Source organism: Novipirellula artificiosorum (assembly GCF_007860135.1).
In the GTDB taxonomy this organism is placed as follows: Bacteria; Planctomycetota; Planctomycetia; order Pirellulales; family Pirellulaceae; genus Novipirellula_A; species Novipirellula_A artificiosorum.
Genome location: NZ_SJPV01000004.1, coordinates 318,522 through 343,464, shown reverse-complemented (window position 1 = coordinate 343,464; position 24,943 = coordinate 318,522). Strand labels below are relative to the sequence as shown.

At 56.3% G+C, this 24,943-nt stretch carries 21 protein-coding genes; 15 read left to right on the top strand and 6 right to left on the bottom strand.

Annotated features, from left to right (window positions below; all coding sequences use genetic code 11):
• Positions 1 to 90 precede the first annotated feature (90 nt).
• Positions 91 to 1,686 carry a DUF4332 domain-containing protein gene (locus Poly41_RS13785; protein WP_197231319.1) on the top strand — a complete coding sequence of 532 codons (1,596 nt, stop codon included), beginning with the start codon at positions 91 to 93 and terminating at the stop codon, positions 1,684 to 1,686.
• Here Poly41_RS13785 and Poly41_RS13780 read toward each other — a convergent pair.
• Together Poly41_RS13780 and Poly41_RS13775 are read right to left on the bottom strand one after the other, a co-directional pair.
• Positions 1,683 to 2,483: an MBL fold metallo-hydrolase gene (locus tag Poly41_RS13780; protein ID WP_146526755.1), complete on the bottom strand. Its 801-nt coding sequence runs from the start codon at positions 2,481 to 2,483 to the stop codon at positions 1,683 to 1,685. The two genes, Poly41_RS13785 and Poly41_RS13780, sit on opposite strands and share 4 nt — an antisense overlap.
• Before the next feature lie 42 nt (positions 2,484 to 2,525).
• Positions 2,526 to 3,479 carry an NAD-dependent epimerase/dehydratase family protein gene (locus Poly41_RS13775; RefSeq protein ID WP_146526754.1) on the bottom strand — a complete coding sequence of 318 codons (954 nt, stop codon included), beginning with the start codon at positions 3,477 to 3,479 and terminating at the stop codon, positions 2,526 to 2,528.
• Between the two features lie 101 nt (positions 3,480 to 3,580).
• Here Poly41_RS13775 and Poly41_RS13770 point away from each other — a divergent pair, with 101 nt between their 5' ends.
• Together Poly41_RS13770 and Poly41_RS13765 are read left to right on the top strand one after the other, a co-directional pair.
• On the top strand, positions 3,581 to 4,744 hold the full coding sequence (locus Poly41_RS13770) for a S1C family serine protease (RefSeq protein WP_146526753.1): 1,164 nt from the start codon (positions 3,581 to 3,583) through the stop codon (positions 4,742 to 4,744).
• 19 nt (positions 4,745 to 4,763) lie between these two features.
• Positions 4,764 to 5,855, top strand: coding sequence for a PDZ domain-containing protein (locus tag Poly41_RS13765; RefSeq protein WP_231615648.1), 1,092 nt, complete (start codon positions 4,764 to 4,766; stop codon positions 5,853 to 5,855).
• Positions 5,856 to 5,952: 97 nt separating this feature from the next.
• Here Poly41_RS13765 and Poly41_RS13760 read toward each other — a convergent pair whose 3' ends face one another.
• Positions 5,953 to 7,005, bottom strand: a complete 1,053-nt coding sequence (locus Poly41_RS13760) for a hypothetical protein (RefSeq protein WP_231615647.1) — start codon at positions 7,003 to 7,005, stop codon at positions 5,953 to 5,955.
• Positions 7,006 to 7,552: 547 nt separating this feature from the next.
• Between Poly41_RS13760 and ccoN the strand changes: the two genes are divergently transcribed.
• From ccoN to ccoS, 8 genes are all read left to right on the top strand, one after another.
• Positions 7,553 to 9,952 (top strand): cytochrome-c oxidase, cbb3-type subunit I, encoded by a 2,400-nt coding sequence (gene ccoN, locus Poly41_RS13755; protein ID WP_231615646.1) that lies wholly within the window; start codon positions 7,553 to 7,555, stop codon positions 9,950 to 9,952.
• Between the two features lie 94 nt (positions 9,953 to 10,046).
• Positions 10,047 to 10,226 carry a hypothetical protein gene (locus Poly41_RS13750; protein ID WP_146526751.1) on the top strand — a complete coding sequence of 60 codons (180 nt, stop codon included), beginning with the start codon at positions 10,047 to 10,049 and terminating at the stop codon, positions 10,224 to 10,226.
• Entirely contained in the window at positions 10,219 to 10,929 is a 711-nt protein-coding gene (locus tag Poly41_RS13745; RefSeq protein WP_146526750.1) for a cbb3-type cytochrome c oxidase N-terminal domain-containing protein, read from the top strand. Before Poly41_RS13750 ends, Poly41_RS13745 begins: the two co-directional genes overlap by 8 nt.
• Before the next feature lie 177 nt (positions 10,930 to 11,106).
• Positions 11,107 to 12,558, top strand: coding sequence for a cytochrome c oxidase accessory protein CcoG (ccoG, locus tag Poly41_RS13740; RefSeq protein ID WP_146526749.1), 1,452 nt, complete (start codon positions 11,107 to 11,109; stop codon positions 12,556 to 12,558).
• Positions 12,555 to 13,085 (top strand): FixH family protein, encoded by a 531-nt coding sequence (locus tag Poly41_RS13735; RefSeq protein WP_146526748.1) that lies wholly within the window; start codon positions 12,555 to 12,557, stop codon positions 13,083 to 13,085. Before ccoG ends, Poly41_RS13735 begins: the two co-directional genes overlap by 4 nt.
• 2 nt (positions 13,086 to 13,087) lie before the next feature.
• Positions 13,088 to 13,972, top strand: a complete 885-nt coding sequence (locus Poly41_RS13730; RefSeq protein WP_146526747.1) for a sulfite exporter TauE/SafE family protein — start codon at positions 13,088 to 13,090, stop codon at positions 13,970 to 13,972.
• Positions 13,969 to 16,491 (top strand): heavy metal translocating P-type ATPase, encoded by a 2,523-nt coding sequence (locus tag Poly41_RS13725; RefSeq protein ID WP_146526746.1) that lies wholly within the window; start codon positions 13,969 to 13,971, stop codon positions 16,489 to 16,491. The genes Poly41_RS13730 and Poly41_RS13725 overlap by 4 nt, the downstream gene beginning before the upstream one ends.
• Positions 16,488 to 16,676 carry a cbb3-type cytochrome oxidase assembly protein CcoS gene (gene ccoS / locus Poly41_RS13720; RefSeq protein ID WP_146526745.1) on the top strand — a complete coding sequence of 63 codons (189 nt, stop codon included), beginning with the start codon at positions 16,488 to 16,490 and terminating at the stop codon, positions 16,674 to 16,676. Before Poly41_RS13725 ends, ccoS begins: the two co-directional genes overlap by 4 nt.
• Here the strand turns inward: ccoS and Poly41_RS13715 are convergent.
• The 3 genes from Poly41_RS13715 to Poly41_RS13705 form a co-directional block, all read right to left on the bottom strand.
• Entirely contained in the window at positions 16,673 to 17,995 is a 1,323-nt protein-coding gene (locus Poly41_RS13715; RefSeq protein ID WP_146526744.1) for a Gfo/Idh/MocA family protein, read from the bottom strand. The two genes, ccoS and Poly41_RS13715, sit on opposite strands and share 4 nt — an antisense overlap.
• Before the next feature lie 70 nt (positions 17,996 to 18,065).
• Positions 18,066 to 18,923 carry a sugar phosphate isomerase/epimerase family protein gene (locus Poly41_RS13710; protein ID WP_146526743.1) on the bottom strand — a complete coding sequence of 286 codons (858 nt, stop codon included), beginning with the start codon at positions 18,921 to 18,923 and terminating at the stop codon, positions 18,066 to 18,068.
• Complete coding sequence (locus Poly41_RS13705) at positions 18,920 to 19,678, bottom strand: ThuA domain-containing protein (RefSeq protein ID WP_197231318.1); 759 nt, start codon at positions 19,676 to 19,678, stop codon at positions 18,920 to 18,922. Before Poly41_RS13705 ends, Poly41_RS13710 begins: the two co-directional genes overlap by 4 nt.
• Before the next feature lie 689 nt (positions 19,679 to 20,367).
• Here Poly41_RS13705 and Poly41_RS13700 point away from each other — a divergent pair.
• The 4 genes from Poly41_RS13700 to Poly41_RS13685 all read left to right on the top strand — a co-directional run bounded on the left by Poly41_RS13700 (position 20,368) and on the right by Poly41_RS13685 (position 24,824).
• Positions 20,368 to 21,123 (top strand): cysteine peptidase family C39 domain-containing protein, encoded by a 756-nt coding sequence (locus Poly41_RS13700; protein WP_146526741.1) that lies wholly within the window; start codon positions 20,368 to 20,370, stop codon positions 21,121 to 21,123.
• 75 nt (positions 21,124 to 21,198) lie between these two features.
• Complete coding sequence (locus Poly41_RS13695) at positions 21,199 to 22,668, top strand: RimK family protein (RefSeq protein WP_146526740.1); 1,470 nt, start codon at positions 21,199 to 21,201, stop codon at positions 22,666 to 22,668.
• A gap of 99 nt (positions 22,669 to 22,767) precedes the next feature.
• Positions 22,768 to 24,009, top strand: coding sequence for a glutamate-cysteine ligase family protein (locus Poly41_RS13690; RefSeq protein WP_231615645.1), 1,242 nt, complete (start codon positions 22,768 to 22,770; stop codon positions 24,007 to 24,009).
• Positions 24,006 to 24,824: an N-formylglutamate amidohydrolase gene (locus Poly41_RS13685; protein WP_197231317.1), complete on the top strand. Its 819-nt coding sequence runs from the start codon at positions 24,006 to 24,008 to the stop codon at positions 24,822 to 24,824. The genes Poly41_RS13690 and Poly41_RS13685 overlap by 4 nt, the downstream gene beginning before the upstream one ends.
• Positions 24,825 to 24,943 lie beyond the last annotated feature (119 nt).

The window sequence follows — 24,943 nt, the reverse complement described above, 5'->3', positions numbered from 1 at the left end:
GTCTGCGCCGTTTTTCTAAGCCTATCTTCCCGCCGCGACGGCTCGTGAACGCTGAGCCACGGCATGGAACCACGAAAGGTTGCACTGGCGATGACACCTTTGATTTCGATCCTGCGCGCTGCGCATTGTCGCAGCACACACCATTTCTTTGCCGTGGATGCACTACCGCTGGTCCAAACCGACGGTGGTGCTCGTTTGGCTCGATTGTTGTTGAGTCACCATGATCGTTACTTGACGGGAGCCAAGGATCCTGATACGCGGTTTCGTGATTTTCAAAACCACGTGGTTCACGTTAACGACGGCTATTGGGGTGGTGCGCCGCGAGTGGCCCATCAGTGGTACGACCGTTTGATGAAGTACTTACGAACGGATCGATGGAGCGACGCGGCTCATGCCGCTGGCGTGCTGAGCCATTACTTCACCGACCCCATGCAACCCCTTCACACGGCTCAATGCGACCTTGAAAAGGTGCTGCATCGACCGATGGAATGGAGTGTCACCAAGTCCTATCACGCAATCTATCAGAACTGGGTCGACGACGATCTTCGCGTCGTGTTTCAACTGTCCGATCGATCGGGTTGGCTTGGTGAAGCCATTCTGCATGGTGCAAGATTTGCCAACCGGAAGTACGAGATGCTGATTGATCGCTATCGTTTGGAAGCGGGCGTTAAGGATCCACAATCCGGGTACGATGCCGAATCACGGGTTGCTTTGTCAGAACTATTCGGCTTGGCCATCACCGGCTGGGCTCGTGTGCTTGAACGCGCCGCGCTCGACGCGGAATCCCTACGAGCAAAACCGATACCACGTTTTTCGCTGACCCTGCCGACCTTGATGTCGTCGATCAAGGTGCCAACGCGTCTTTGGCTGCGTCGTGTCGAATCAAAGAAGCAGCAGAAGAAGGTAGAAGACCTGTTGGAGGAATATCAGCGAACAGGGGACCTTCGCGAGCATCTGCCAAGCGAAGTCGACGTGGTCCATCGGGTTGCCAAAATTCATCAAGCCGAAGAAGCATGGAAAGCGCAGCGACTACAAACGGTTGAGCCGACAACGGGCCGTGTCGGCGCGGCTGCGTCCGACGGCGCCAATCCATTCGCTGCGGCTGTTTCCGCCGCGAACGTCGATGCAGGAGATGCCCGTTTTGATGAGCCCCGTTTTGATGAGCAAGGTGTCTCGGTGTCGATCCCGTTACGCGCTACCTCGATGCAGCAGGCAACGCTCTCGCGAGATGCCCAATTGGTCGACGCGCCGTCGATTGGCCCCAAGACGGCGGCCCGTTTCGCAGCGATCGGCATCGATCGCGTCGGACCGTTTTTGGATGCTGCGGCCCCGGACTTAGCCAAGGCATTGGCGACCTATTGGATCACCGACGAAACCATTGCGCTGTGGCAGATACAAACGACGTTGACGTGCCAGGTGCCCGGGTTGCGCGCACGTGATGCTCAGATGCTTGCCGGAGCGGGATGCGCGAATGCAATCGCCTTGGCGGCGAGTGATATCAGTCTTTTGCACCAAGAGATTCTGCGTTATTCGACGACATCGGCGGGACGCCGTTATCTTCGCGGTGCCAAGCCGCCAAGCCGCGCGGAAATCGCCAATTGGGTCCGAAGTGTCGTCGGTCCGGCTTCCGTCATCCCGCTGACATCCAACGACGGCTCCCCATCGGAACTGCGTCGTTCCGCTTAGTCCGGCGCGCCCAAACCTTCGGGCAATCGGCCCTCGGCAACTTCGTCATCCCACTGGTCCATCAAGGGCCAGCTTTCCGCAAGTGTGCCAAAATCTGCCATTTTCAAGTAGCCTCGCACTCGATCGATCGTGCGATTCATGAAGTCTTTGTTGTTGGCAAACATCGGTCCGTGGCTGGGGGCGAGCCACTTGACGTCGCTGTCGCGAATCCGTTCTAGCGATTTGACAAAGGCCTTGATATCGCTGCCGTGATGCGCGTCAATCGCTCCGATGCAGCCGTCGCGATAGATGTTGTCACCGCTCAACAGCATGTCGCCGATGCGAAATGCCAATTGGCTGTCGGTGTGCCCCGGCGTATGCCAAACTTCTACTTCCAGATTGCCAACACGCAGGACATCCCCATCATTGATTTCGTTTTCAATCTGTACCGGCGGCATCGTCATTTTCAAGTTTTGGGCTGCGATTTCCGCAAGCGTCACCAACGTATCGCCCTCTCGTAGCGGGCGGACCGCATTGGGATGACCCGTCGCGGTGGTCTTCAGAATCTGTTTTGCTTTGGCTAGACCTTGTATGTGATCGACATCCGCGTGTGTTGCGACCAAGGTCTTGCATCGCGAGAGCGGGAAATCGATCTGGCGGATAATTTCGATAAAGTCTTCGACGGTTTCTTCGTAACCAATATCGATCAAGATCCACTCGTCGAGGTTGTAGACGAGGTAAACGTTGCACCCAAAAACCTCACCCGCTTGGAAGTTGAGTTCGATAATGCCAGGGTAAATGGGTTTGCGTTTGAGCATGGAGAAAGCAGCGGATTTGGGAAGATTGAAGGAAGCGAGATTCTAGAGACTCCGCGTGGCCTGAGAACACCCCTTGGTGTCACGACCATCGGCGAGGATTTGTGCGAGTCCATCACGGTAGGTGGGGTAGAGCAGGTTTGGCAGCAGATCGTGTTTCAGCCGGCGATTCCAGATGCGTTTGTTGCTTTCCGATCGCATTTGTTTGCTTGACCCAGGCAGGGGGGAGCGGAAGGTCGGCGGTGGCGCAGCGCAGCGGCGAGCCATTTCACGGTAGAAGTCGCCACGTTGCATCGGTTGATCATCCGCCACGGCATAGACCCGGCGTGAACGATGCTGCCAAGTTGCCAACACCGCGCGGGCGGCGTCGTGGACGTGAATCAAGTTCAGGAATCCGGTTTCTTGCGATGCCAGGCTACGGCCAGCGACGACATCGGCGATGCGTGGGACCCGGCCGGGACCGTAGATCCCCGCGAGCCGCAGAACGGTCCAGGGAGCCGTGGGTCGATACCGATGGAGCAGGGATTCGGCTTGCAAATGGACCCGGCCTCCCTCGCGGCGAGGAAATGTCGGCGAAGACTCATCGACCCAGCGTCCATCGGTCTGGTGGTAAACCCCCGTCGTGCTGATGTAGCAGACCTTGACGTGGTTGGGCAACAAACGAAGTAGATTTCTCATGCCACCAACTTGAGACTCATATCGAGACACCTGGCTCGAAAGGTCGTAACTGACAGCGACGAGCACTTGGTCGATGTTTGGCATCATGGAAGCCAAATTGGCGGCTGTTTGGCCCGCCTCAGCCGTCGTTTGACAAAGTGTCCTACGGTCATTCCAGTCGACGATCAGGGGAACAAACCCCATCTGCTGCAATCGATCGGCTCGCGACCGACGGCGGGTGGTGGCGTAAACCACGTCCCCACGCTCGACACAGAGGCTTCCAACGGTCGCTCCCAAGTAACCACATCCGACGATCAAGGTCTGGCAAGCTGCAGCAGTCATGGGTGAAATCGTTTGTACGGATTGTGTGAATTGTGAGGCCCGATTTTCCTCTTCTTGATTCCGTAGCTACAATGGGGCCAGATTAGGAATTGCGAAAAGGAATGAACTTGTCTTTGCTGTGGGGTCAAATGAAAGTCGATCTGGAAACCGAACCGTGCGAATCAGCCGCTTGCCAGTGCCATTGGCGCAGCAATGCGTCACAGGCTGGTCGAATCGCGGTTGTAGCGGGAATGGTCCTTTGCCTCCATGTGGGGTTTGCAGCAGTTGGGTCGACTCAAGATTTCGCCCGCTCGACTTCGTCTCTTAGCCCAACGACATCACCCGGCACGCGTGTCTCGGTACCTCCGCAACTTGAGAACCTGCTGCGTCACGGGGGAGTGCCGAGTTCGCTCGCTCAAATGCAGATTTTGGAGAAGCAGCAGCAGAAGATTGCCGCTTTGGCAAAGGACTGTACGGTCAGCGTTCAAATCGGTTCGGCACAGGGTTGCGGAGTGATCGTGACCGAGTCGGGCTACATTTTGACGGCTGCTCATGTTGCAACGCGTCCCAATTTGTCGGCCTCCATCAAGCTGTCGAACGGACGTACGGTGACGGCAACCACCTTGGGGCTGAACCGCTCGGTCGATGCAGGGCTGATCAAAATCAATGGCGGCCAAAATGGTGGCGCGCCTTGGCCCCACGCATCTCTGGGGACAAGTGAGAAAGTCGTGCCAGGTATGTGGTGCATCGCCACGGGGCATCCGGGAGGTTATGAGCGAGAACGGGGCCCCGTGACTCGTGTGGGACGCCTGCTGGCGGTATCTTCGGACAAAATCGTGACCGATTGTGCCTTGATCGGTGGCGATAGCGGCGGCCCCCTTTTCGATCTTGAAGGTCGTTTGATCGCGGTGCATAGTCGGATTGGCAACGATGTCGCCGATAACTTGCACGTGCCGGTCGATCATTACGATGCGTCGTGGAAGCGGCTTGTCGCGGGAGAACAATGGGGTTTCCTGGAAGGTTTCCAGCCGGTGCTAGGGGTTTCGGGAAACGAATCGACGGGGGTAGCTCGGATCCTGAAGGTCAGCAAAGGTTCGCCAGCCGAGAAAGCGGGCTTTCGGGTCAACGATGTCGTCGAGCGCTTTGGTGACGTGCCCATTTCAAGTTTCTCGCAGCTTAAGAAAGCGGTATCGAATACGATGCCAGGTGAGCGAGTGGAGGTTTGGGTGAGTCGAAACAGTGATCGTCCGCGTCGCATCGTGGTCGAAATTGGACGGGTTGAATAGAAAGGTACGGAGAACGATTTTGACAACGCTATTGGCGGATTCGCCATCTTCATTTCGTCGAACAAGCGGCATGCGGTTGCCGCTCGTTTTATTGACGCTGTTCGCAATCCTCGCGTCAGGCCAAATGGTCGGGCCGACCGCTGAGGCACAAGAAAAGCTCTCCCCGCAATGGCTTCGTGAAGGCTTCACGATGCGTGTCTCGCATCGTCGCGACAATGGCGAGATGATGCAGATGGTTCGGCCGATTCTTGGCGCCGTCAACGAATCGGTGGTTCAGGTCCTCAGTGGTGGCCAGCCAGTGGCGCTGGGGACCGTCGTCGGCGCCGATGGGTACGTTTTGACCAAACGCAGCGAATTGAGTGCGGATCCGATTCGCGTTCGCTTGTTCGATAATCGAGTGGTCCCGGCTCGCGTCGCTGCGGTTCGACGCGCGAACGATTTGGCTTTACTCAAGATTGAAGCAAACATCTTGCTGAAACCGGCTCGGTTTGACGCTGAGGTGCCCGGGGTGGGAGGCTTTGCCATCAGTGCGGGACGTACCGGACGTCCGATTGGAATCGGCAGTATCGGTGTGCTGCCGAGACGAGTCGATCATCAGGGCGGGCTTGGTGTCGTGCTGCGACAAGGCCGTGATGGCCGGGCACGCGTCGATCGGGTTTGGCAAGACAGCGGAGCCGCCGAGGCGGGGATCGAACCGGAAGATCGAATCATCGCCATCAATGGGCACGAAGTGTTCTCAAGCAACAGTGTGATTGAAACGCTCAGTGGTATTTTCCCAGGGGAAAGCGTCCAGCTGACGATCCTACGCAGCGGTAGCACGTTGGACGTGCATGCAGGGATTCGCGATCTGGGAATCTTGCAGGAAACCGAGAACGATTCGCGAGTCAACGGTCCGCGAAGCGTACGACTCAGTGGGTTTGAGCGTGTGTTCCAGCACGACACGGTCCTTGCGCCGGATCAGTGTGGCGGGCCGGTGTTGGATTCATCGGGGCGCGTGATCGGACTCAATATCGCTCGCGCCGGACGCGTGGTGAGCTATGCCGTTCCCTCGTCATTGGTGCGGCCCGAAACGAACAGCATGCTCGCTGAAGCTCGCGCCGCCGCGAATTGAGAGCGGCGACCTTCACGCCGAGAGAAAACGAAGCCAGCCATCGACAGCATGGGCCGCCGATGGCTGGATCGCGAAGACTTTGGCTGCTCGATTGGGTCTAGTACCGAAAGATCATATCAATCATCACGCGGTCTTTGATCACATCCTTGAAGTCGGTCAACGGGAACTCGTAGGCAAGCCCTGCTTCGAAGTTGCGTCGAGGCTTGTATTTTGCACCCACGTTTTGCGTCACCAAATCGTTGCCCGCGACATTCGTCGCACTCAAGTTAAGGAGATCTTGTCCTGAAACGCCCAACTCAGCGCCGACGCTGGCGTCCTGGGTCCAGTGCCACCAAGAGTTTTCGGTGAACAGGTAGAGGCTGTCGGTCAACTTGACATCAAGATGGTTGTTCCAGTGAACGGTCGTGCTCTGAACCGATTGGTCAACGGGAAGTTGCCAACCGAAGGAGCTCAACACGTGAGCATTGCCGTCGAGCAAACGCTGCCCGCCCGTTGCGAAGAAATGGAATTCTCCGTCACCGACCGCCTGACCTGTTCGTTCGGTTCCAAGCGGGATTTCGTAAGTGAAACCACCCGAAAGCAGCGATCCGGTTTTTGTATTGCGAATCAGGTTGTATTTGAGCCCCGCGGTCACATCGGCCCACCCCGAGGCGAGTATGCCACCAAGGGTTCCGTCGACGTTGTCAATCACGTAGCCGTCTTTGACCGCAATCAAGCTCAACCGGTCCGTCAAAGCAATTCGGAACTGAAGTGCGAACAATTGAAGGCTACCGCCCGCGGAGATGCCACTAGGCTGAAGCGTGCTGGGAAATTGATGGGATACAAAAATCGGCCGGAGCTCCGTGACATTTCGAGGATCCTCGAAATGGACAAAGTCGATCATGGGGCTGATGAAATCATCGAAGCAACGATCGCTCGGCTTGATCCATTTCAGCGGCGAGAGTTCGCCCAAACAACTCCCCATGCCGCATCCAAGGGCGCAGGAGTCGCAACCGCTGTCGCAGCCGCCATCGCAACCAGAGAGATCACACGCCGTTGTACACCCCGAATCACATCCCTGATTACAGCCAAACAAATCGAGTGCATGTGCACTCGGAGCAATCATCGAGGCCATCAGCAGCCCCCCGAATGCAACAGTCAATCGTTTCATGATTTTTCCTTCCTGGACTCATTTCGTTGCCACGGTTGCAGATGACCAAAACACATTTCTTTGACCAGCCACGCCGCCTTTCACCGGAGGTTATCGACCACCCACCGCAGAATCGTTCGCAACTTGTAGCCGCGGCGCAATCAAGCCTCAAAACCCCTAAACTTCCACAGTTTTCACTGTGTTGACACCCGAGGAGACTGTGTTGACAACCGAGGAGGTCGGTTAGAATTGGCTGTCTGTAGCGAGTGTGACACAATCGTGGGCTGAGTGAGCAAATCCGCACAGAAAGTCAACTTCCAGCTGAAGCTGTCGTTCAGAATTGCGGACGAAACCAAGCTGAAAGCACAGAGCCCACTTTGCGTAAAACCGATTTTTATCGTAAATTCTCGTGAAATCGTGCTCACTTTGTCGCATGCGACAAAGTGCCGCATTGGCTAATGTGGCATAATCGCGCACTTTTAGCGGACGCTCATCTCGCATGCCGTATCCTGGTGTGCATTCGTTCCGTCGGTTCACACCCCTCGATTGTGATCAAAAGGAAGAAAAGTTGTCGATCGAAAACCCCTCGGACTTGTCAGCATCGAACGATCCTGCCGGCTCGCTCCATAGTCGCACCCAAGAGCAGCTCGAAACGTATTCCTACGACGATGACATCGTCCGCAAGTTTGCTACAGCGACCTTGGTGTGGGCGATCGTGGGCACGCTTGCCGGGTTGATTGTGGCTGTCCTGTTGGTCCTACCGAAAGCCTTTGGAGGACTCGAATGGCTAAGTTTTGGTCGGCTCCGCCCGCTGCACACGAACGCCGCCATTTTTGCCTTTGCTGGCAACGCGATCTTTGCGGCGGTTTACTACAGCACGCAGCGGCTTTGTAAGTGCCGGATGTGGAGTGACACCCTCGGCCGACTGCATTTCTGGGGCTGGCAGGGAATCATTGTCACGGCGGCGATCACGTTGCCGCTTGGAATCACCCAAAGTAAAGAGTACGCCGAGCTCGAGTGGCCGGTCGATTTGGCGATCGCGGTCGTTTGGCTCGTTTTCTTCGGCGGCAACTTTTTGATGACGTTGATCCATCGTCGCGAACGGCACATGTACGTGGCGCTTTGGTTTTACATCGCCACGATTGTGACCGTCACGGTGCTGCATGTTTTCAATAACTTGGTCTTGCCGATTCACTTGGGCAAGAGTTATCCGGTCTACGCTGGGGTTCAAGACGCATTCATGCAGTGGTGGTACGGGCACAACGCGGTAGCGTTTTTCTTGACGACACCCTTTTTAGGGCTAATGTATTACTTCCTGCCGAAAGCGGCCAATCGGCCGGTGTTCAGCTACAAGCTTTCCATTTTGCACTTCTGGTCGTTGGTCTTCATTTACATTTGGGCTGGTCCTCACCATTTGCATTACACGGCGCTGCCCGAATGGGCATCGACGCTGGGAATGCTCTTTAGCGTGATGCTTTGGATGCCATCGTGGGGCGGGATGATCAATGGACTGCTGACCCTCCGCGGCGCTTGGCAGAAGGTCGCAACCGATCCGGTGCTGAAGTTCTTTGTCGTCGGCGTCACCTTCTATGGCATGTCGACCTTCGAAGGACCGCTGTTGAGCGTCAAGAGCGTCAACGGGTTAAGTCACTACACCGATTGGACCATCGCTCACGTTCACTCAGGCGCCCTCGGTTGGAACGGGATGATGTCCTTTGGCATGCTGTATTGGTTGCTGCCACGATTGTTTCAAACCAAGTTGTGGAGCACGAAGGCGGCATCCGCCCACTTCTGGATCGCAACGATCGGGATTTTGCTGTATATCGTTCCCATTTACGCCGCAGGCTTGATGCAAGGTTTGATGTGGCGAGCGATGGACGAAACGGGCAACCTGGTTTATCCGGACTTCATTGAAACGATTCAATCCATCGTGCCGCTTTGGTGGCTGCGTGTATTGGGCGGAGCGTTGTTTGTTGGGGGCACCTTGTTGATGGCGGTCAATTGGTTCATGACTTGGGCGACACGTCCGGCCGTTTACGATGTGCCGGTGTACCAATCCCCTCGTCTTTCCGCTCATTATGATGAGGAGCATGTCGATTCGACCAGCAAGCTCGACGATGCGCCGGTTTTGGATGCGGCCAAGAGCTTGGATGTTTGGTCACGGATGGGGTGGCATCGACGTTGGGAGCGTCTGCCCGTTCGATTTACGATCCTTACCACGTTGGCCGTCATCATCGCTAGCTTGTTCGAAATCATTCCCACGTTCCTGATTCGCAGCAACGTTCCGACGATTGCGACCGTCAAACCCTATACTCCGTTGGAGTTGGCTGGACGTGATATTTTTGTTGCCGAAGGTTGTTACAACTGCCATTCACAGATGATTCGGCCGTTCGTTGCAGAAACAAAACGCTATGGAGAATACAGCAAGCCGGGTGAGTCGATTTATGACCGTCCATTCCAATGGGGCAGTCGCCGGATCGGTCCCGACTTGGCTCGTGAAGGGGGCAAGCAAAGCAGTTTGTGGCATTGGTTGCACTTCGAAAACCCAGAGCAGGTTTCGCCCGGCAGCGTGATGCCCAGTTACATCCATTTGCTCGAGACGGAGATCAACTTTAGCGGTGTTACCGACCGAGTCTGGGCCGCACAGACGCTCGGTGCTCCTTACGACTTCGAGCTCGAAGAAGCGCCCGACCTCGCTCGTCGACAGGCAGAAGAGATTGCGGCGGACATTGTTTCGCAAGGCGGTCCTGTTTCCCGCGGCGAGGTGATGACGTTGAATTCCAAGGCGGTTGCCTTGATCGCATTCTTGCAACGCGTAGGGACCGACATCTTCGCAGCTCCAGAACCCGCCGTAACGCCCGCGGCCGAGGAAGCCGCACCTGGAAGTGAAGAACCGATTGAGGCAGAACCCGAAGCCGAGGTCGCTTTCGGATCGGACGCCGAAATCGCCGAGACTTCACAGCAATAGCCGACCGAGGCCGAAATCGTCCTGTTTTCGGCTCCGCAACGACCGAGCGGGGTGACAACCCTGCGGTTTTCCCAACGTTTCAAAGTGACCACCGATGCTAACTGATGTAATCCGAGGAATCGACTACAGCGATTGTGCCGAATGGGCGTTGCTGTTGTTTTGCTTTGCCTTCGGCTTGATGCTGCTTGCGACCTTGCGATTGTCACGCAACGCGACAGACCGATTTGCCGCCATTCCGCTTTCCGATAACGTGGAGACTCCCCGCGATGAATAAACCTGCTAACGAAGCGTTGAATGAACCCGCTTTGTCAACGGCGCAAGATGAGGTGGTTGGGCATATTCCCGACGATCCGTTGACGGGCCATGCTTACGACGGAATTCAAGAGTTTGACAATCCGTTGCCGGGCTGGTGGAAGTGGTTGTTCATTGGGTCGATCGCGTTTGCATTTCCGTATTGGGCGTACTATCACGGTGGTGCCGAAGGGCGGACTGTGGAAGCGAGATATGACAAGGCGTTGGCTGCAAACATCCGCTTGCAATTTGAAGAGATTGGAGAGTTGAAACAGGATCGCGAAACGGTGGTCAAGTTTCTGTACGAACCCTCTTGGTTGCGGGTCGGTCAAACCGTTTTCAAAACCAATTGCGTCTCTTGCCATGGCGCCGATGGCGGAGGGCTTGTGGGACCCAACTTGACCGATGAGGAATACAAGAATGTCAAAGACATCGGCGATATTCTGACAGTCCTGCAAAATGGAGCTGGCGGTGGTGCGATGCCTGCGTGGAAGAACCGGTTGTCGACGAACGAGATTGTGTTGGCGGCAAGCTACGTGGCCAGTCTGCGTGGAACCGAGCCTGCAAGTGCCAAGCAGCCCGAAGGCCGAAAAATCGATCCTTGGCCGGCTGCTCCCCCCACAGAGCAGGCGGATGCTGACGAAACCGGAACGGGATCCGACGATTCGGGTGACGGTTCGACCTAGTCGCCGGTTATTACTTTAGGAGGAGACGCTCGGGCTGCGCAGCGTTGTCGTTCCCTTTCGCGGGGGGAACGCTCACCGCGAAGGCAGCCGACTTGGTTGAACTGCAGCGATACCGTTGAGCGTCGACTTGCCACATTGATTTACCATCCACGCTCCTGATTAGGACGCGACACCGACATGAGTAGTTCGACGCCCCCTAGCGACTTGCCGATTGCAGGTGAGAAATCGGGCGATTCCCTGCAACATTCCGCAATGCTTGAAGCACCCGATCATGTGCTCAGCACCCTTGAAAAAGATGGTTCACGTCGATGGCTACGGCCTCGGTTGTCGCGGGGGTTCTGGTGGAAGCGACGGCGTGCCTTTGCCTATGCCTTGATGGCATTCTTTATCATTTTGCCGCATGTTCGATTTGGCGGCATGCCGCCGGTGTTGCTGGACATTCCGGCACGAAGGTTCGTGTTTCTTGGTCATACCTTCTTGCCCACCGATACGTTGTTACTTGCCTTGGTCATGCTTGGTGGATTCCTGACGATCGTCTTGGCCACCGCGCTGACCGGCCGTGTTTGGTGCGGTTGGGCATGTCCGCAAACGGTTTACATGGAATATGTGTTCCGCCCGATTGATCGTTTGTTCGAAGGGACCAAGGGCAAAGGGGGGAAACCTAAACACAAGATCGAAGGCTGGCGGCGACTTGCCCGCTGGGCTGTTTACTTGTTGTTATGCTTTTTACTTGCAAACACGTTCATTGCGTACTTTGTCGGTACCGATCGTTTGGGCGATTGGATGCGAAGTTCTCCGCTGGAACACCCCATCGCATTCGTGGTGATGGGGGGAGTGACCGCGCTGATGATGTTTGACTTTCTGTACTTTCGTGAGCAGACCTGTTTGATCGCTTGTCCTTATGGTCGCTTTCAGTCGGTCATGTTGGACCGGCAAAGTTTGATTGTCGCTTACGATCCCAATCGAGGTGAACCTCGAAAGAAGGGCCGTCGGAAACCCGATGACGGCGCGGGCGATTGCGTGGCTTGCAACCAATGTGTCGTGGTTTGCCCAACGGGCATCGACATTCGCGATGGGTTGCAACTGGAATGCATCAACTGCACTCAGTGCATCGACGCCTGCGATTCGGTGATGACCAAGGTGGGGAAGCCGACCGGGTTGATCCGCTACAGTTCTCAAGATGCCCTGACCGGGAATCCCCCCAAACTTTTCCGACTACGCACGGTGGCCTACCCCGCATTGTTGTTGGCGGTTGGAATCGCTTTTATCGGAGTCTTGTCAACCAAGTACGCCTTTGATGCACGCGTGATTCGTGGCAAGGGGAGTCCGTTCACCCGCCAAGACCAAGGCACGATCAGCAACCAATTTCGCTTGCGTTTGGTCAACCGGACGAATGAGACCCGGCAATACACAATTGAAATGGTCGAGCCTGAATCGGCAACGATTCATGAAATCGAAGTCGAGAAACCCACGCTTCAAAGCAACGGAACCACCTTGGTGCCGATCATGGTCGAAATTCCAACCAAAGCGTTTGGCCCATCTGGCAACGCCGATGGTAAGATGCGAGTGACCGATGATGTTGGGAATGAACGATTTTTGAAAATGCAACTGTTAGGACCGCGACGATGAACAGTGAATCAAATCGGATCGCAAACCATCGGGCGGCTATTCGCTGGGGTGGTTTCGTCGTCGCATTGTTGACGGCGCAGGTCGCTGTGGGCGTGGTTGCGGTGGTGCTTGCGACCAATGATCCCTCCGCCGCCGTTTTACCGGATTACTATGAAAAGGCGCTGCATTGGGACGATCAAGTCCAAGCCGAGGCCGCATCGCGTGAACTCGGCTGGAAGTTGACACTACTTCCCATGAAAGAAGGCTCCAAGGTCGGTTTGCAGGGGCAATTGCTCGACGTCGACGGGGCCCCCATTTCGATTGCATCGGGAACCCTTGAACTGTACCACCATTCGCATGCGTCCGAGATTGATCGGATCCAACTGCCGGTCAGCTCGGAAGGGACGTTTGGAATCACCGGCTGTGTACCGATCGATGGACTTTGGCAAGCCAATATCGACTTGGTCGATTCCGACGGCAACCGTTTTGTGCAGTCCCAGGTTGTGATGGTCCACAACCCCAAACATTCGAACTCCGAAGGTAGCTAGTTGTGTTGACGCTTGGCATGGCGGTATTCGTTGCCAGTCTTATCGGAAGCTTGCACTGCATCGGCATGTGCGGACCGTTGGCGTTATGGGTGACCGGAGGTGGATCGAGTCGGGCAACGATGGTCTCCTATCATCTTGGGCGTCTTTCGACTTACATGATTGCGGCGTTTGCAGCCGGGATTCTTGGCGCCGCGGTATCATTTGGAGGCGAGATGGTGGGCTTTCAGTCCGCCGCTGCCAAGATCGCGGGCTCGCTGCTGATTCTTGTCGGGCTGTACCGACTTGCCCAACTGCATCCACGGTTTGCTGGTTGGTTTTCCGCGTCGTCGGGGCCATCCACGGTCGCGTCGGTTCTACAGAAGGCGAAACCACTGATCGAACGTCGTGGTGCGAATGGAAAGGCGTTCTTGGGAGGTTTGATCACAACCTGGCTGCCCTGTGGGTGGCTCTACCTTTTCGTTTTGGTTGCAGCGGGGACGGGCGGATTGGTGTCTTCGATTGTCGTGATGTTCGCATTCTGGGTCGGTACGCTCCCTGCATTGACGGCGATGTTGGTGGGCATCCATTCTTTAACCCCCAAGCTCCGAGGCGCATTACCGATTGCGGCCAGTCTGTTGTTGATTGCGACGGGGCTTTACACGGTCACGGGTCGTGCGGCGGTCGATGTGTCAAGCTTGGTGTCGCCGAAGATGGCAGACGAAATCACCCCAACGTCGTTGATCGAATTGAAGGACGAACCGTTGCCTTGTTGCGCCGGCGGTGTTGCGCCGCAGGCCTCCGAAACGGCTGAGGAGAGCTCGGACGCAGATTCGGACACCCCAGCGTGTTGTTGTGCCGAGGAAGCCGCCCCATCCGAGACGCCGTCCGAGGCAGATGAGGTGGAATGAACACCACATCGAACCAGCGAGAAGAAGCGACGAAGCTTGAGTCACAACCCACAAAGCAAACCGTCGAATGTGTGCATTGTGGTTTGCCTGCGCCGAAGCCGCGTGACGAATCCGAACCGGCATTTTGTTGCAATGGTTGTCGCGGCGCTTGGCAACTGATCCACGGTTGGGGGCTCGAAGACTTTTACGCTCTGCGTGACTGCAACCCTACGGATACCCTTTCGGATCCGTCACGGAGTTCGTTTGAAGACCTTGATGACCCGAAGTTGCTCGCTCCATCGGTCGTCAAGATGGTGTCAGGCCCGAATGGAATTCAATTGGCCAAAGTGCGACTCTCGATCGGCGGGCTGCACTGTGCCGCTTGTGCGTGGCTGATCGAACAAGCACCCAATCATGTGATCGGTTGGTATTCGGCCGAAGTCCAAATGCACTCGCGTTCGGTTCAGCTGGTCTACGATCCAGCAGTGGTTCGGCTGAGTGAACTTGGCCGATTGCTTTACAGGATCGGATACCGCGTGGTTCCGTTTGACCCATCGAGTCAACGCGAAGCCAGTGAGGAAGAGAGCCGGCGGTTGTTGGTGGATGTCGCCATCGCGGGTTTCTGTGCTGCCAATGCAATGTGGATTGCCGTTGCGCTCTATGCGGGTACATTCACCGGCATTGCGGCGAACCATCGTGAATTGCTGCGATTTACGGGTGTGGGGCTCGGTACGTTGGCCGTCTGGATTCCTGGGCGAGTGTTCCTGCGTGGCGCGGTTGCGTCGTTGCAGATGCGAGTACCGCACATGGATTTGCCGGTTGCGGTGGGGCTGTTGGCGGGATGGGGGGCCAGTGTCTACGGATTGTTCGTGACCACGTCGGAAGTCTACTTTGACTCCATTGCAACGCTGGTGTTCTTCCTTTTGATTGGACGTTGGATTCAGCTACGTCAACAGCATCACGCCGGACGGTCGATCGCAGCTTTGTTGAACTTGTCTCCCGTCGCGGCAACGCGTGTCGGACAAGATGGCGAACGGTCTCGGGTGCCAGCGCGCGAGATCGAGCTTGAAGATGTTGTTCGAGTGGAACCGGGCGAAAGCATTCCCGTCGACGGCGCGGTCGTGATGGGGGACTCGTTTGTCGATCGATCGTTGTTGACGGGGGAAAGTCGCCCGGTTGCGATCTCGGTCGGCGATCACGTGGAAGCGGGAACCGACAACTTGGAATCACCCATTCAGATTCGCACGACCGCGATTGGCGAATCCACTCGGTTGGGCGAGTTGTCACAAGCGGTAGCTGCTGCCGCAGCCAGCAAGACGCCGATCGTCCAACTTGCGAATCGCATCGGTGGCTGGTTTGTTTGCGTGGTTTTGGGGCTTGCCATGATCACCGCCATCGTATGGTTACAAATCGACTCGTCGGTGGCACTCAACCACAGCGTAGCCCTGTTGATCGTTGCATGCCCCTGTGCGCTCGCATTGGCCACGCCCCTTGCGATCGCCGTTGCAGTGGGTCGATTAGCGGAACGGCGAATTCTTGTGCGATCGGGAGAGTCGTTGGAGCAATTGGCCAAACCAGGAACCGTTTTCTTCGATAAGACGGGGACGTTAACGCAAGGCCGCATGCAGGTGACCGATTGGTTCGGCGATGATCAAGCTTTGGCCGTGGCTGCAGCAATCGAATCGAATGTGGCTCACCCGATCGCTCGCGCGGTAACACAATTCGCAAACGCTAATCAAGCCGTTCGCTTGACGGCGACCGCTGTGAACAATCGCGTTGGCGTGGAAGTGAAAGGAACGGTCGACGGAATGGAATACACCGTTGGGGGTGTGCAAGGGTTGTCGCAACGAGACATCACACCGACGCCCACGGAGCAGTCACAATTGGAAACGATCCTCGCCTCAGGATCGACACCGTTGGTGGTTTTGCAGGATCGATCGCTCGTGGGGATTCTAGGTGTCAGCGATCCGCTACGTCATGAAGCACGCGAAGTGATTGGGCGGTTGCGATCGAGTGGTTGGCAAATCTCGATCCTTTCGGGTGACCATCCGTCGATCGTTCGATCGGTTGCAGCAAACCTGGGTGTTGACACGGAACAGGCTCTGGGGAACCAATCGCCAGAGCAAAAGCTCGCTGCGATCCAAACAGCCAAGGGTCAGGGGCCGGTGGTCATGGTGGGCGACGGAGTGAATGACGCAGCCGCCTTAGCCGCGGCCGATGTGGGGGTCGCGCTACGCGGGGGAGCGAATGCCAGTTTGGCGGCAGCGCCCATCTTGATTGGCAATAGCCACTTAGGCGGGATCGTGACCCTCATCCAAACGGCTCGGATCACCGCTCGTTGCATTCGCGAGAACTTCGCGATCTCGATCAGCTACAATCTGATTGCCGCCGTGCTGGCGATGACCGGCGTGATCAGCCCGTTGATCGCGGCGATCCTGATGCCGATTAGCTCCTTGACGGTGTTGACGATGACCCTCGTTGCACCGAAAGTCGCCACGCCGGAATGGGGTCCCTCGAATCATCCGGAGCCGATACGATGAGCGTCTTGATGGTCGCCTTGCCTGTGGCGATTGCCCTCGGTGCAACGGCTTTGTTCGCATGCATTTGGTCGATTCGACGCGGCCAATTTGATGATTTGCAGTCGCCCTCGGTGCGTCTGCTCGTCGATGAAAAACCGGTCGATGAGCATGGCAATGACGATCCACCGACACCGAATCCGAGCTAAACGTTTTTCGTAATTCCTGGCGATGCGCAGACAGGATAGACTCCGTTCGGATCCGGTCGCGTCGGTGGTTCCATGTCCCAACTGCAATCTTCGGGTTTGGGATCGAACGCAAAGTCGGACTTGCTGATCTTGTCCCATTTGACTTCCTGGCCGCTGTAGCAAGACATTTGTCCCATGATCGCCACCAAAGTGCTTCTCGCCATGTAGTCGCCACTGTTGAGCGGCTGTCCAGCGCGAATCGACTCAAAATACGCCTTCTGCTCTGCTTGATAGGGGCTGCCGGTTTTGCCTTCAAACGACCAAGGCGTTTCACCCGTGATCTGCCCTTTCAAGGGATACGCGATGCCTTTGGAGCCCATGATGATACTCGATCCTTCGTTGTAACATCCGGCAGTGGTTCGACAAAACGCATACAGCCGGACTCCGTTCGCATACCGGTAGACAACCGTGTGATGATCAAAGACGTCGCCCAGCAAGTCTTGTCGCCCAGACCGACCACCGAATCCGTGACAATCGACCGGCGTCGCTTCACCGAGTGCCCAAGTTGCTCGATCGAGATTGTGAACGAGCGATTGAGTCACATCGTCGCCACAGAGCCAGCTGAACCGATACTGGTTGCCATATTGAATCTCCAACTCTCGCCAATTTGCTGGACGAGCCGTGTTGCCATAGGGCCCGCGAACGAAGTTTTCTTCAATCGAAACAATGTCGCCGATTTGTCCGTCACGCACTCGCTCGATCGTTTCGCGGTAGTCTGCGGCAAAGCGACTGTGAAGCCCCGACAAAACGCCTAGATTCTTCTCCTTTGCGACCCTGCACGTTTCGTTGACCACTTTGATTCCCGCCGGATCGATCGCGTGCGGTTTTTCGACAAACACATGCTTGCCGGCGTCAATACCCGCTTTCAAATACATCGGGTGAAATTTGGCCGCGCAGGCAATCAGAACCACATCGACACATTCAATCACTTTCTTGTACGCATCCAGTCCCACGAAGCAGTGATCGTCATCGACGGAAACTTGCTTGGGCTTAGCGGTCGCTAATGCTGTACGCTGGCTCTTGACGCGGTCTTCAAACAGATCCGCCATCGCCACCAATTGAGTTCCAGGATCGACGTTCATGACGTCCATTGCCGCGCCACTGCATCGGCCCCCGCAGCCGACCATCCCGATGCGAATCGTCTCGCTGCCGGCGGCATGAGCACTGCGGGCGAGTGACAAACCGGCAACTGCCGAGACGCTGACCGCAGTGGTCTTCAGAAATTGGCGACGTTGAGTGGTTGGGAGGCAATTCGACGCAGGGTGAGTGTTGTTGTTCATGCTTGATCACGGGGGGGCGAGGGAAGTGAGGAAGGGAGAGAGCGGGGCGAAGCATCGTTTGCTCGCCGTTCTAGGCTGGAAGCGAGGCAAGTCGTGTGCGCAACCATGCCAACGATTGTTCAATCATGGGGCCGCCAGCACCTTCGCACTCCATGCTCAAGATGCCGTCGTACGGAATCGATTGGAGGATTTCCAAAACGCGGCCGATATTCTCGGCGTTCACCCCATCACCAATCGCACATTGGCTCACCGCAATACCGGTTTGGTCACCTCGCGAAGCAGCGGCCAAGGATTCGCTGACGTCTTTGATATGAACATGGCGGATCTTGTCCTTGAACCGCTCGCAAAACGCGACGGGGTCCTGGCCCGCGATAAAGGAGTTGCCGGTGTCAAGGTTGAGCCCCAAGAACGGGCTATCACAGAAGTCCAACATTTGTGCCAAGCGATCGGGGTTCGTGGTGAAGTAGCCATGCACCTCGATGTTAATGCATATCTCGTACGCTTCAGCGACTTCAACCATTTGCGAGTAGCTGCGTTTCATCATTTCCATCGCTTGGTCATCCGACAAACCTTCGGGTTTGTGCAGCCCGTCCGTGGTCGCGATGCACTCACATCCCGCATGCTTGGCCCACGGAAGGGTCTTGAGGACATAGGGGACGCCGTACAACGGCCCATCCTTGCCGGACAGTGGAAACGCCGCATCGACTTGTGAGAACTTCACCCCATAGCGTTCCATCTTGCGACGAAGCAGCAACGGATCCTCATAAAGTGCAACATGCGGCTGGTACCCAAGTCCGTGAATCCAGCTGACTCCGTCAATCAGCCCACACTCGATGAAGTGAACGTCGTTTTGCTCAGCCCATTGAAGACATTGGTCAAAATTCCAGTAGGCAGAGTTAAAGGCATCCGTGTGAAATCCAATCTTCATGGGGAGGTTTCCTGTTGATGCGGTGAGGGGAGGGCCATTCCAGCGGCCCAGGCTGTACCTTTCCGATAAAGTTCGGCAGCGCCGGCATTTTCGAGTCCCATCACATTGTGTCCAAGCAAGCAGTGGAAGACTCTCTTTTTAGGGTGGGCAACAACGAATGCGATGGGATACGTTTTGGAATCGACTTTTGAAATCGACGTGGCTAAGACTTGGATCGGCGTGTCGCCGTCAAGACAAGTGTAAAGCTCGTCTTCCGTTTCAAAGGACTTCATCGATTGCGTGATCTTGTGCTCATTCGTCACGATGTCAACGCGAAAGGTGCCGTAGGGGTCATGGCCACGAAGTTCTGGATTCCAAACGCGGCCCACGAGCAACTCGTACTCCTGTTTGAACTCTTGGAAAGCGCCGCAAGCGAAATGAACCGCCACCAACCCACCGCCTTGTTCGACGTAGCTGACGAGTCGGTCCAACCCGGCTTGGCCAGGAATCGATGGATCGTAATTCTTAAAATGAATGACGACAGCATCGAAGGGGGAAAGGTCGGTCTCCGCTAACGCCCGTAAATCGTCGAGCGTTTCCACTCGCAATCGGGAGTCCTGTTCCAGTTGCATTTTGAGTGCTGGCGCGGTCAGCTGCCACTTGTGCCCCGGGTAATCCTCCCCTGTGACAATCAGAACACGTTTCTGGGGTTGCGAATCCTCTGCTTGAGTCGACGCCGCGACAGTCAAGAGGACGACGCTTGCGAAGACGATCATCTGTCCCCACCGAGACCTTGCAGCGTCGCAGGAACGGGCAGGCTTAGAGCACAAGGATTGCATGAAATCGGCCCTGTTTGCGATGGATTCAGAAACGTCACGTCGCCGTTAGGTTACCATAGGGGCCCGACGTCTTGTTGCGACAAGGGGTGCGGCAAAATGGCCTATCAAAACGGTGGCTTAGACAAATTCGTGACTAAGGTTCTTCGAAACGGCGTCGCGCGGGAGCCTTTCGCCGATGCGACGGAGGTCTTGCTGCTCAGCGGGTGCCGCTACCGATCTGGAACGAAATGGCGTCTTGTTTGATAGGGGAGATCGCGGCGTGGTAAGTTACTTTCCACTGACCGGAAAGGTGTTTTCCGACCCGGCGGCGGAATTGGAACCTCGACACCACTGCGGTTTCGTGGAAAACCGTCTGGTTTGAGTCATATGCAACGGCAACTTGAGCTCGCGGTCAAGGATTGGCGAATGGTACAGTTTGTGCTTGTCGGTCCCCTGGCAATTCGACGTGTCAACGAGAAGCGAGGCAATCACAACCTTTCCTCGCTGCTGTGTCGGGTTACCGATTCCCTAGGCAGCGATTCTCCATCGGCTCGGTCGTACATCCCCACCATGCTTTCCGTTGACGTCCACCAGAGCAGCCAACCCCCCGTTGGACTTTGCGCCCATGCAATTGCGGGAGCCGGCTGATGACGGCGCAACACTTGGAAATTGAAATCCAACCGCAACCGTCGGAAACCAGTTGCGGACCGACGTGCTTGGCCGCCGTCTATCAGTATTGGAATCGCGCCGTCCCGCTGGATCGTTTGATCACGGAAATTGGACAGCTCGACGGTGGTGGGACGTTGGCGGTCGAACTGGGGTGCGATGCGCTGCGACGTGGGTTCACCGCGGACATCGTGACGTACAACCTGCAATTGTTTGATCCGACTTGGTTCGATGCAAACGGCGAAGTGTTGTCGCGCAAGGTGCTCGCGTCCAAGCTTCGTGCCCAACAAGGTGCCAAGAGCCAACGCGATGACGTCGACCAGCATCGTTTAACGACAGCGACCGAAGCGTACCTGCAATTCTTGACACTCGGCGGGCGAGTTCGGATGCAGCCGCTCGACGATCATTTGATCATCCGGTCGCTTTCGGCGGGGGTCCCCATCCTGTGCGGACTCAGTGCGACCTACCTGTACCACGAATCCCGCGAACGGTCCGTGACCCACGCTGGCGTTCACTCCACGGTCGCGGACGACATCGAGGGCGATCCCACTGGGCACTTTGTCGTGTTGCATGGCTACTGCCCCAAAGATCGCGTGGTGCGAGTGGCAGACCCACTGCATCCCAACCCCATGGCGCCGACCAACAAATACATCGCATCGCTCGCAAGAGTCGCCTCCGCGATCTTGTTGGGCATCATCACTTTTGACGCGAACTTATTGACCATCCAAACCAAGTAACCCAGCGTGTCAGCGATGCGTCACACTTGCCATGCTTGGCAGATGCGTCGGATTCCCTCAAGGATTGATAACAAGATGAATACGATTTTGGTTGCCGAATCAGGTGACGATTGGCTGGGGACCTTCGAGGGCGTCGACACCATCGACCCGCGTGACTACTTGGCGGTCTGCGATCCCACACTGCGACGAGGAACACGTATCTATAACCTCAGTCGATCGTATGGCTATCAAAGTATCGGCTACTACGTTTCCTTGTTGGCCGAAGCTCGCGGGCATCGGCCGATTCCCGATGTATCGACGATCCAAGACCTGCAAGGCTCTGCCGCGGTTCGCTTGATCCCGCAACCTCTTGAAGAATTGATTCAATCGTCCCTCAAGAGTCTTGGCGGAAATGAATTCGTGTTGAGCGTCTACTTCGGCGAGAACCTTGCCAAGAAGTACGACAAACTGGCCAAAGAGCTGTGTGGTCTCTTTCAAGCACCGCTGCTACGTTTCCATTTCAAGCGAGGCAGCAAATGGCGGCTTCGCAGTGCGTCCGCGGTCGCACTCAAGGCCGTGCCTGACCCACACCGCGAGTTCGTCGCCGCAGCCGCCGCGAAGTACTTTGCCCGCGGAAACACCAATCGCCCTAAACGGCGAGCGATGCGATACGACATGGCAATTCTTCACAATCCGGAGGAGGGTGACTTGGCACCGTCCGACGAAGCGGCGCTGAAGAAGCTCGTCAAGTCGGCCGCAGCCGAAGGGATTGCTGCTGAGTTGATCACGCGGCAGGACGCCGGACGCTTGCTAGAATTCGACGCGCTGTTCATTCGCGAAACCACCGCCGTCAACCATCACACCTATCGCCTCGCACGACGCGCCGAGGCGGCGGGAATGGTCGTGCTCGATGATCCGCTGTCGATTCTGCGCTGCACCAACAAAGCCTACCTCGCTGAGTTGCTTTATCGAGCCAAGGTGCCAACGCCGACGACGTGGATCGTTCACCGGCGGAATGCCGAACAGATCGCAAGCGAAGTCTCGTTCCCAATCGTCTTGAAGCGTCCCGACAGTGCGTTTTCGCAAGGCGTCGTGAAAGCGGCCGATAAGGCGGAATTGAAGTCGCGGTTGGCGGAGTTCTTTGAAGATTCAGAACTGGTCATCGCTCAGCAGTACATGCGAACCGATTTCGATTGGCGGATTGGGATTCTCGACGGTCGAGCAATCTTTGCCTGCAAGTACCACATGGCTCGCGGGCACTGGCAGATCGCCAAACACTCCGCCGATTCCGCCACCAAGCCTCGCTTCGGAAAATGCGAAACGCTCCCCGTCGAGACCGCGCCCCGGAAAGCCGTTGCGATGGCACTCAAAGCTGCCAATCTGATCGGCAGTGGAATTTATGGCGTCGACGTCAAGGAACTCGACGGCCAGTTTTACGTCATCGAAGTCAACGATAATCCCAACATGGATTCGGGCATTGAAGACGCGATCCTACGTGAGGAACTCTACCGACGCATCATGGAATCGTTCGTCCGCCGAATCGAATCCAATAAATTAGAAAGGTAAGCCGACGCAGCAGCGAGGAAGACACACCTTTTGCGGCACCGGCCCCTCGCTGACGCGTCGGGTGACCTTGTACTCTTTCCATTCCCAGCGAACCAACTTGTGAACACTCAACCACTTCATCTGTTCGACGCCTTTGGCATCGAAATGGAATACATGCTCGTCGATCGTGACACACTCAATGTGCGTCCTATCGCTGACACGCTACTCTCGATTCTTGCTGGCGGACGAACGGTCAGCGATTTTGAATCGGGACCCATCACGTGGTCCAACGAGCTGGCCCTGCATGTGCTCGAACTGAAGACCACCTTGCCAGCCAACAAGTTTCTTCCCCTGCCGTCCCAGTTTGAAACCGCCATTCGTGATCTTCGGCCGGTACTCGACCGCCTGAACCTTCGGCTCCTGCCCACTGCGATGCACCCTTGGATGAACCCGACAATCGAAACCATCCTGTGGCCGCATGAGAACCACGAAATCTACCAGGCCTACGATCGCATTTTCGACTGCAAGCGTCACGGCTGGTCGAATGTCCAAAGTGTTCATCTCAACCTGCCGTTCCACGGAGATGAAGAGTTCGCGAAATTGCACGCGGCCGTTCGATTGGTCCTACCGCTGTTGCCGGCGCTCGCCGCCAGTTCGCCGATCGTCGACGGCCACTACACCGGCCAACTTGATTCGCGGATGCAGTACTACACAGACCATTGCCAAGCGGCGCCTTCGCTGACAGGACGGATTATCCCCGAACCGATTTATGACGAGGCCACGTATCGTCGCGAGGTTTACGATCCGATCCGCCACGATATCGCGAGGCACGACATCGAAGGTGTTTTGGAAGTGGACTTTCTAAATGCACGTGGCGCGATCGCTCGGTTTGACCGTGGATCGATCGAGTTCCGCGTGATGGACGTCCAAGAATACCCTGCCGCAGATGTGGCAATTTGCGTAGCCGTCACCTCGGTCGTCAAATCGCTGGTCCAAGAACAATCCTCGACACTGGCCACTCAGCAATCCATCCCCACCGAGGTACTTCGTTCCGCATTGAATCTGGCGTCCGACAGAGCGGAGCACGCAGTCGTCAACGACACGAATTACCTTGCTTCGCTAGGGATTCATGAGTCCGCATGCTCGGCAGGTGACATCTGGCAAAAGTTGCTTGGTCGTGTGCGAAAGTCGGATCCTTCGATAGCCAATCTTTATGCCCCACTTGAAATCATCCAAGAACACGGCACTCTGGCGACAAGAATTTGCCGATCGCTTGGCAAGAATTTTGACCGATCCGATTTGCACAACGTCTACGATCAATTGGCGGATTGCCTGGTAACTTGGGAACCGTTTCAGCCGTGACCTCGCATCGAACGGACTTCGTGGTGACCTGTGAACATGGCGGCAACGCAGTCCCCGCCGCGTTTTCCGCGCGGTTCCAATCCAAACAGGCTCAAGCAATGCTCCGCAGCCATCGCGGTTACGATCCCGGCGCCTGGGAAGCGTCGATTCAAGTGGCGTTGGGCCTGTTTCCTGATTCGGCGGAGGAGTCCATGCTTGCTGTGGATCCAAATGACTTCGGCGTCTTTCGACAGGAACGCCCACATTGCACATGGCTCGCTTCCAAAACGACCCGGCTGCTGGTTGATCTCAATCGATCGTCCGACGCGTCCGACGTCTTCTCAAAGTTCACCGGTCCGTTGGCGGCTGCCGAGCGAGACGAGTTGCTTGCCAGTTGGCACAGGCCCTATCGCGATGCTGTCGAAGCGGAGGTGGCACGCCGAATCGAATGTCACCGGTGCGTGGTCCATCTCTCCATTCACACCTTCACACCGCGCATCGCGGGCCGTTGGCGACCGATCGACGTGGGACTTCTGTTCGATCCGGCACGAACCGGCGAAGCAACGTTCTGCGAGGCATGGAAGGTCGCATGCTCACCGATTTCTACCAAGCTTCGAGTGGCCTACAATCAACCTTACTTGGGTACCGACGACGGGCTAACAACGCACCTACGCGGGTGTTTCGGCGATGCAAGCTACCTCGGGATCGAGGTGGAAATTTGCAATCGGTTCTTCAAGCGACGGAGAGAATCTCAAATGCAAATCGTCGATACCTTGCTGCAAACCCTACCGGCCAACGGCGGGAACAAGACGATCTCGCCGAAGGGGGCGAAATGATTGAGGCCCGGAAACAAATCTTCGATCCTTTGCACGGAAATTCGGACGTCTTCACCTATTAGACCTGTTGACGATTTGATGCACCGGTCGCAAAACTACTGCGCTTTCGACCACGAGCA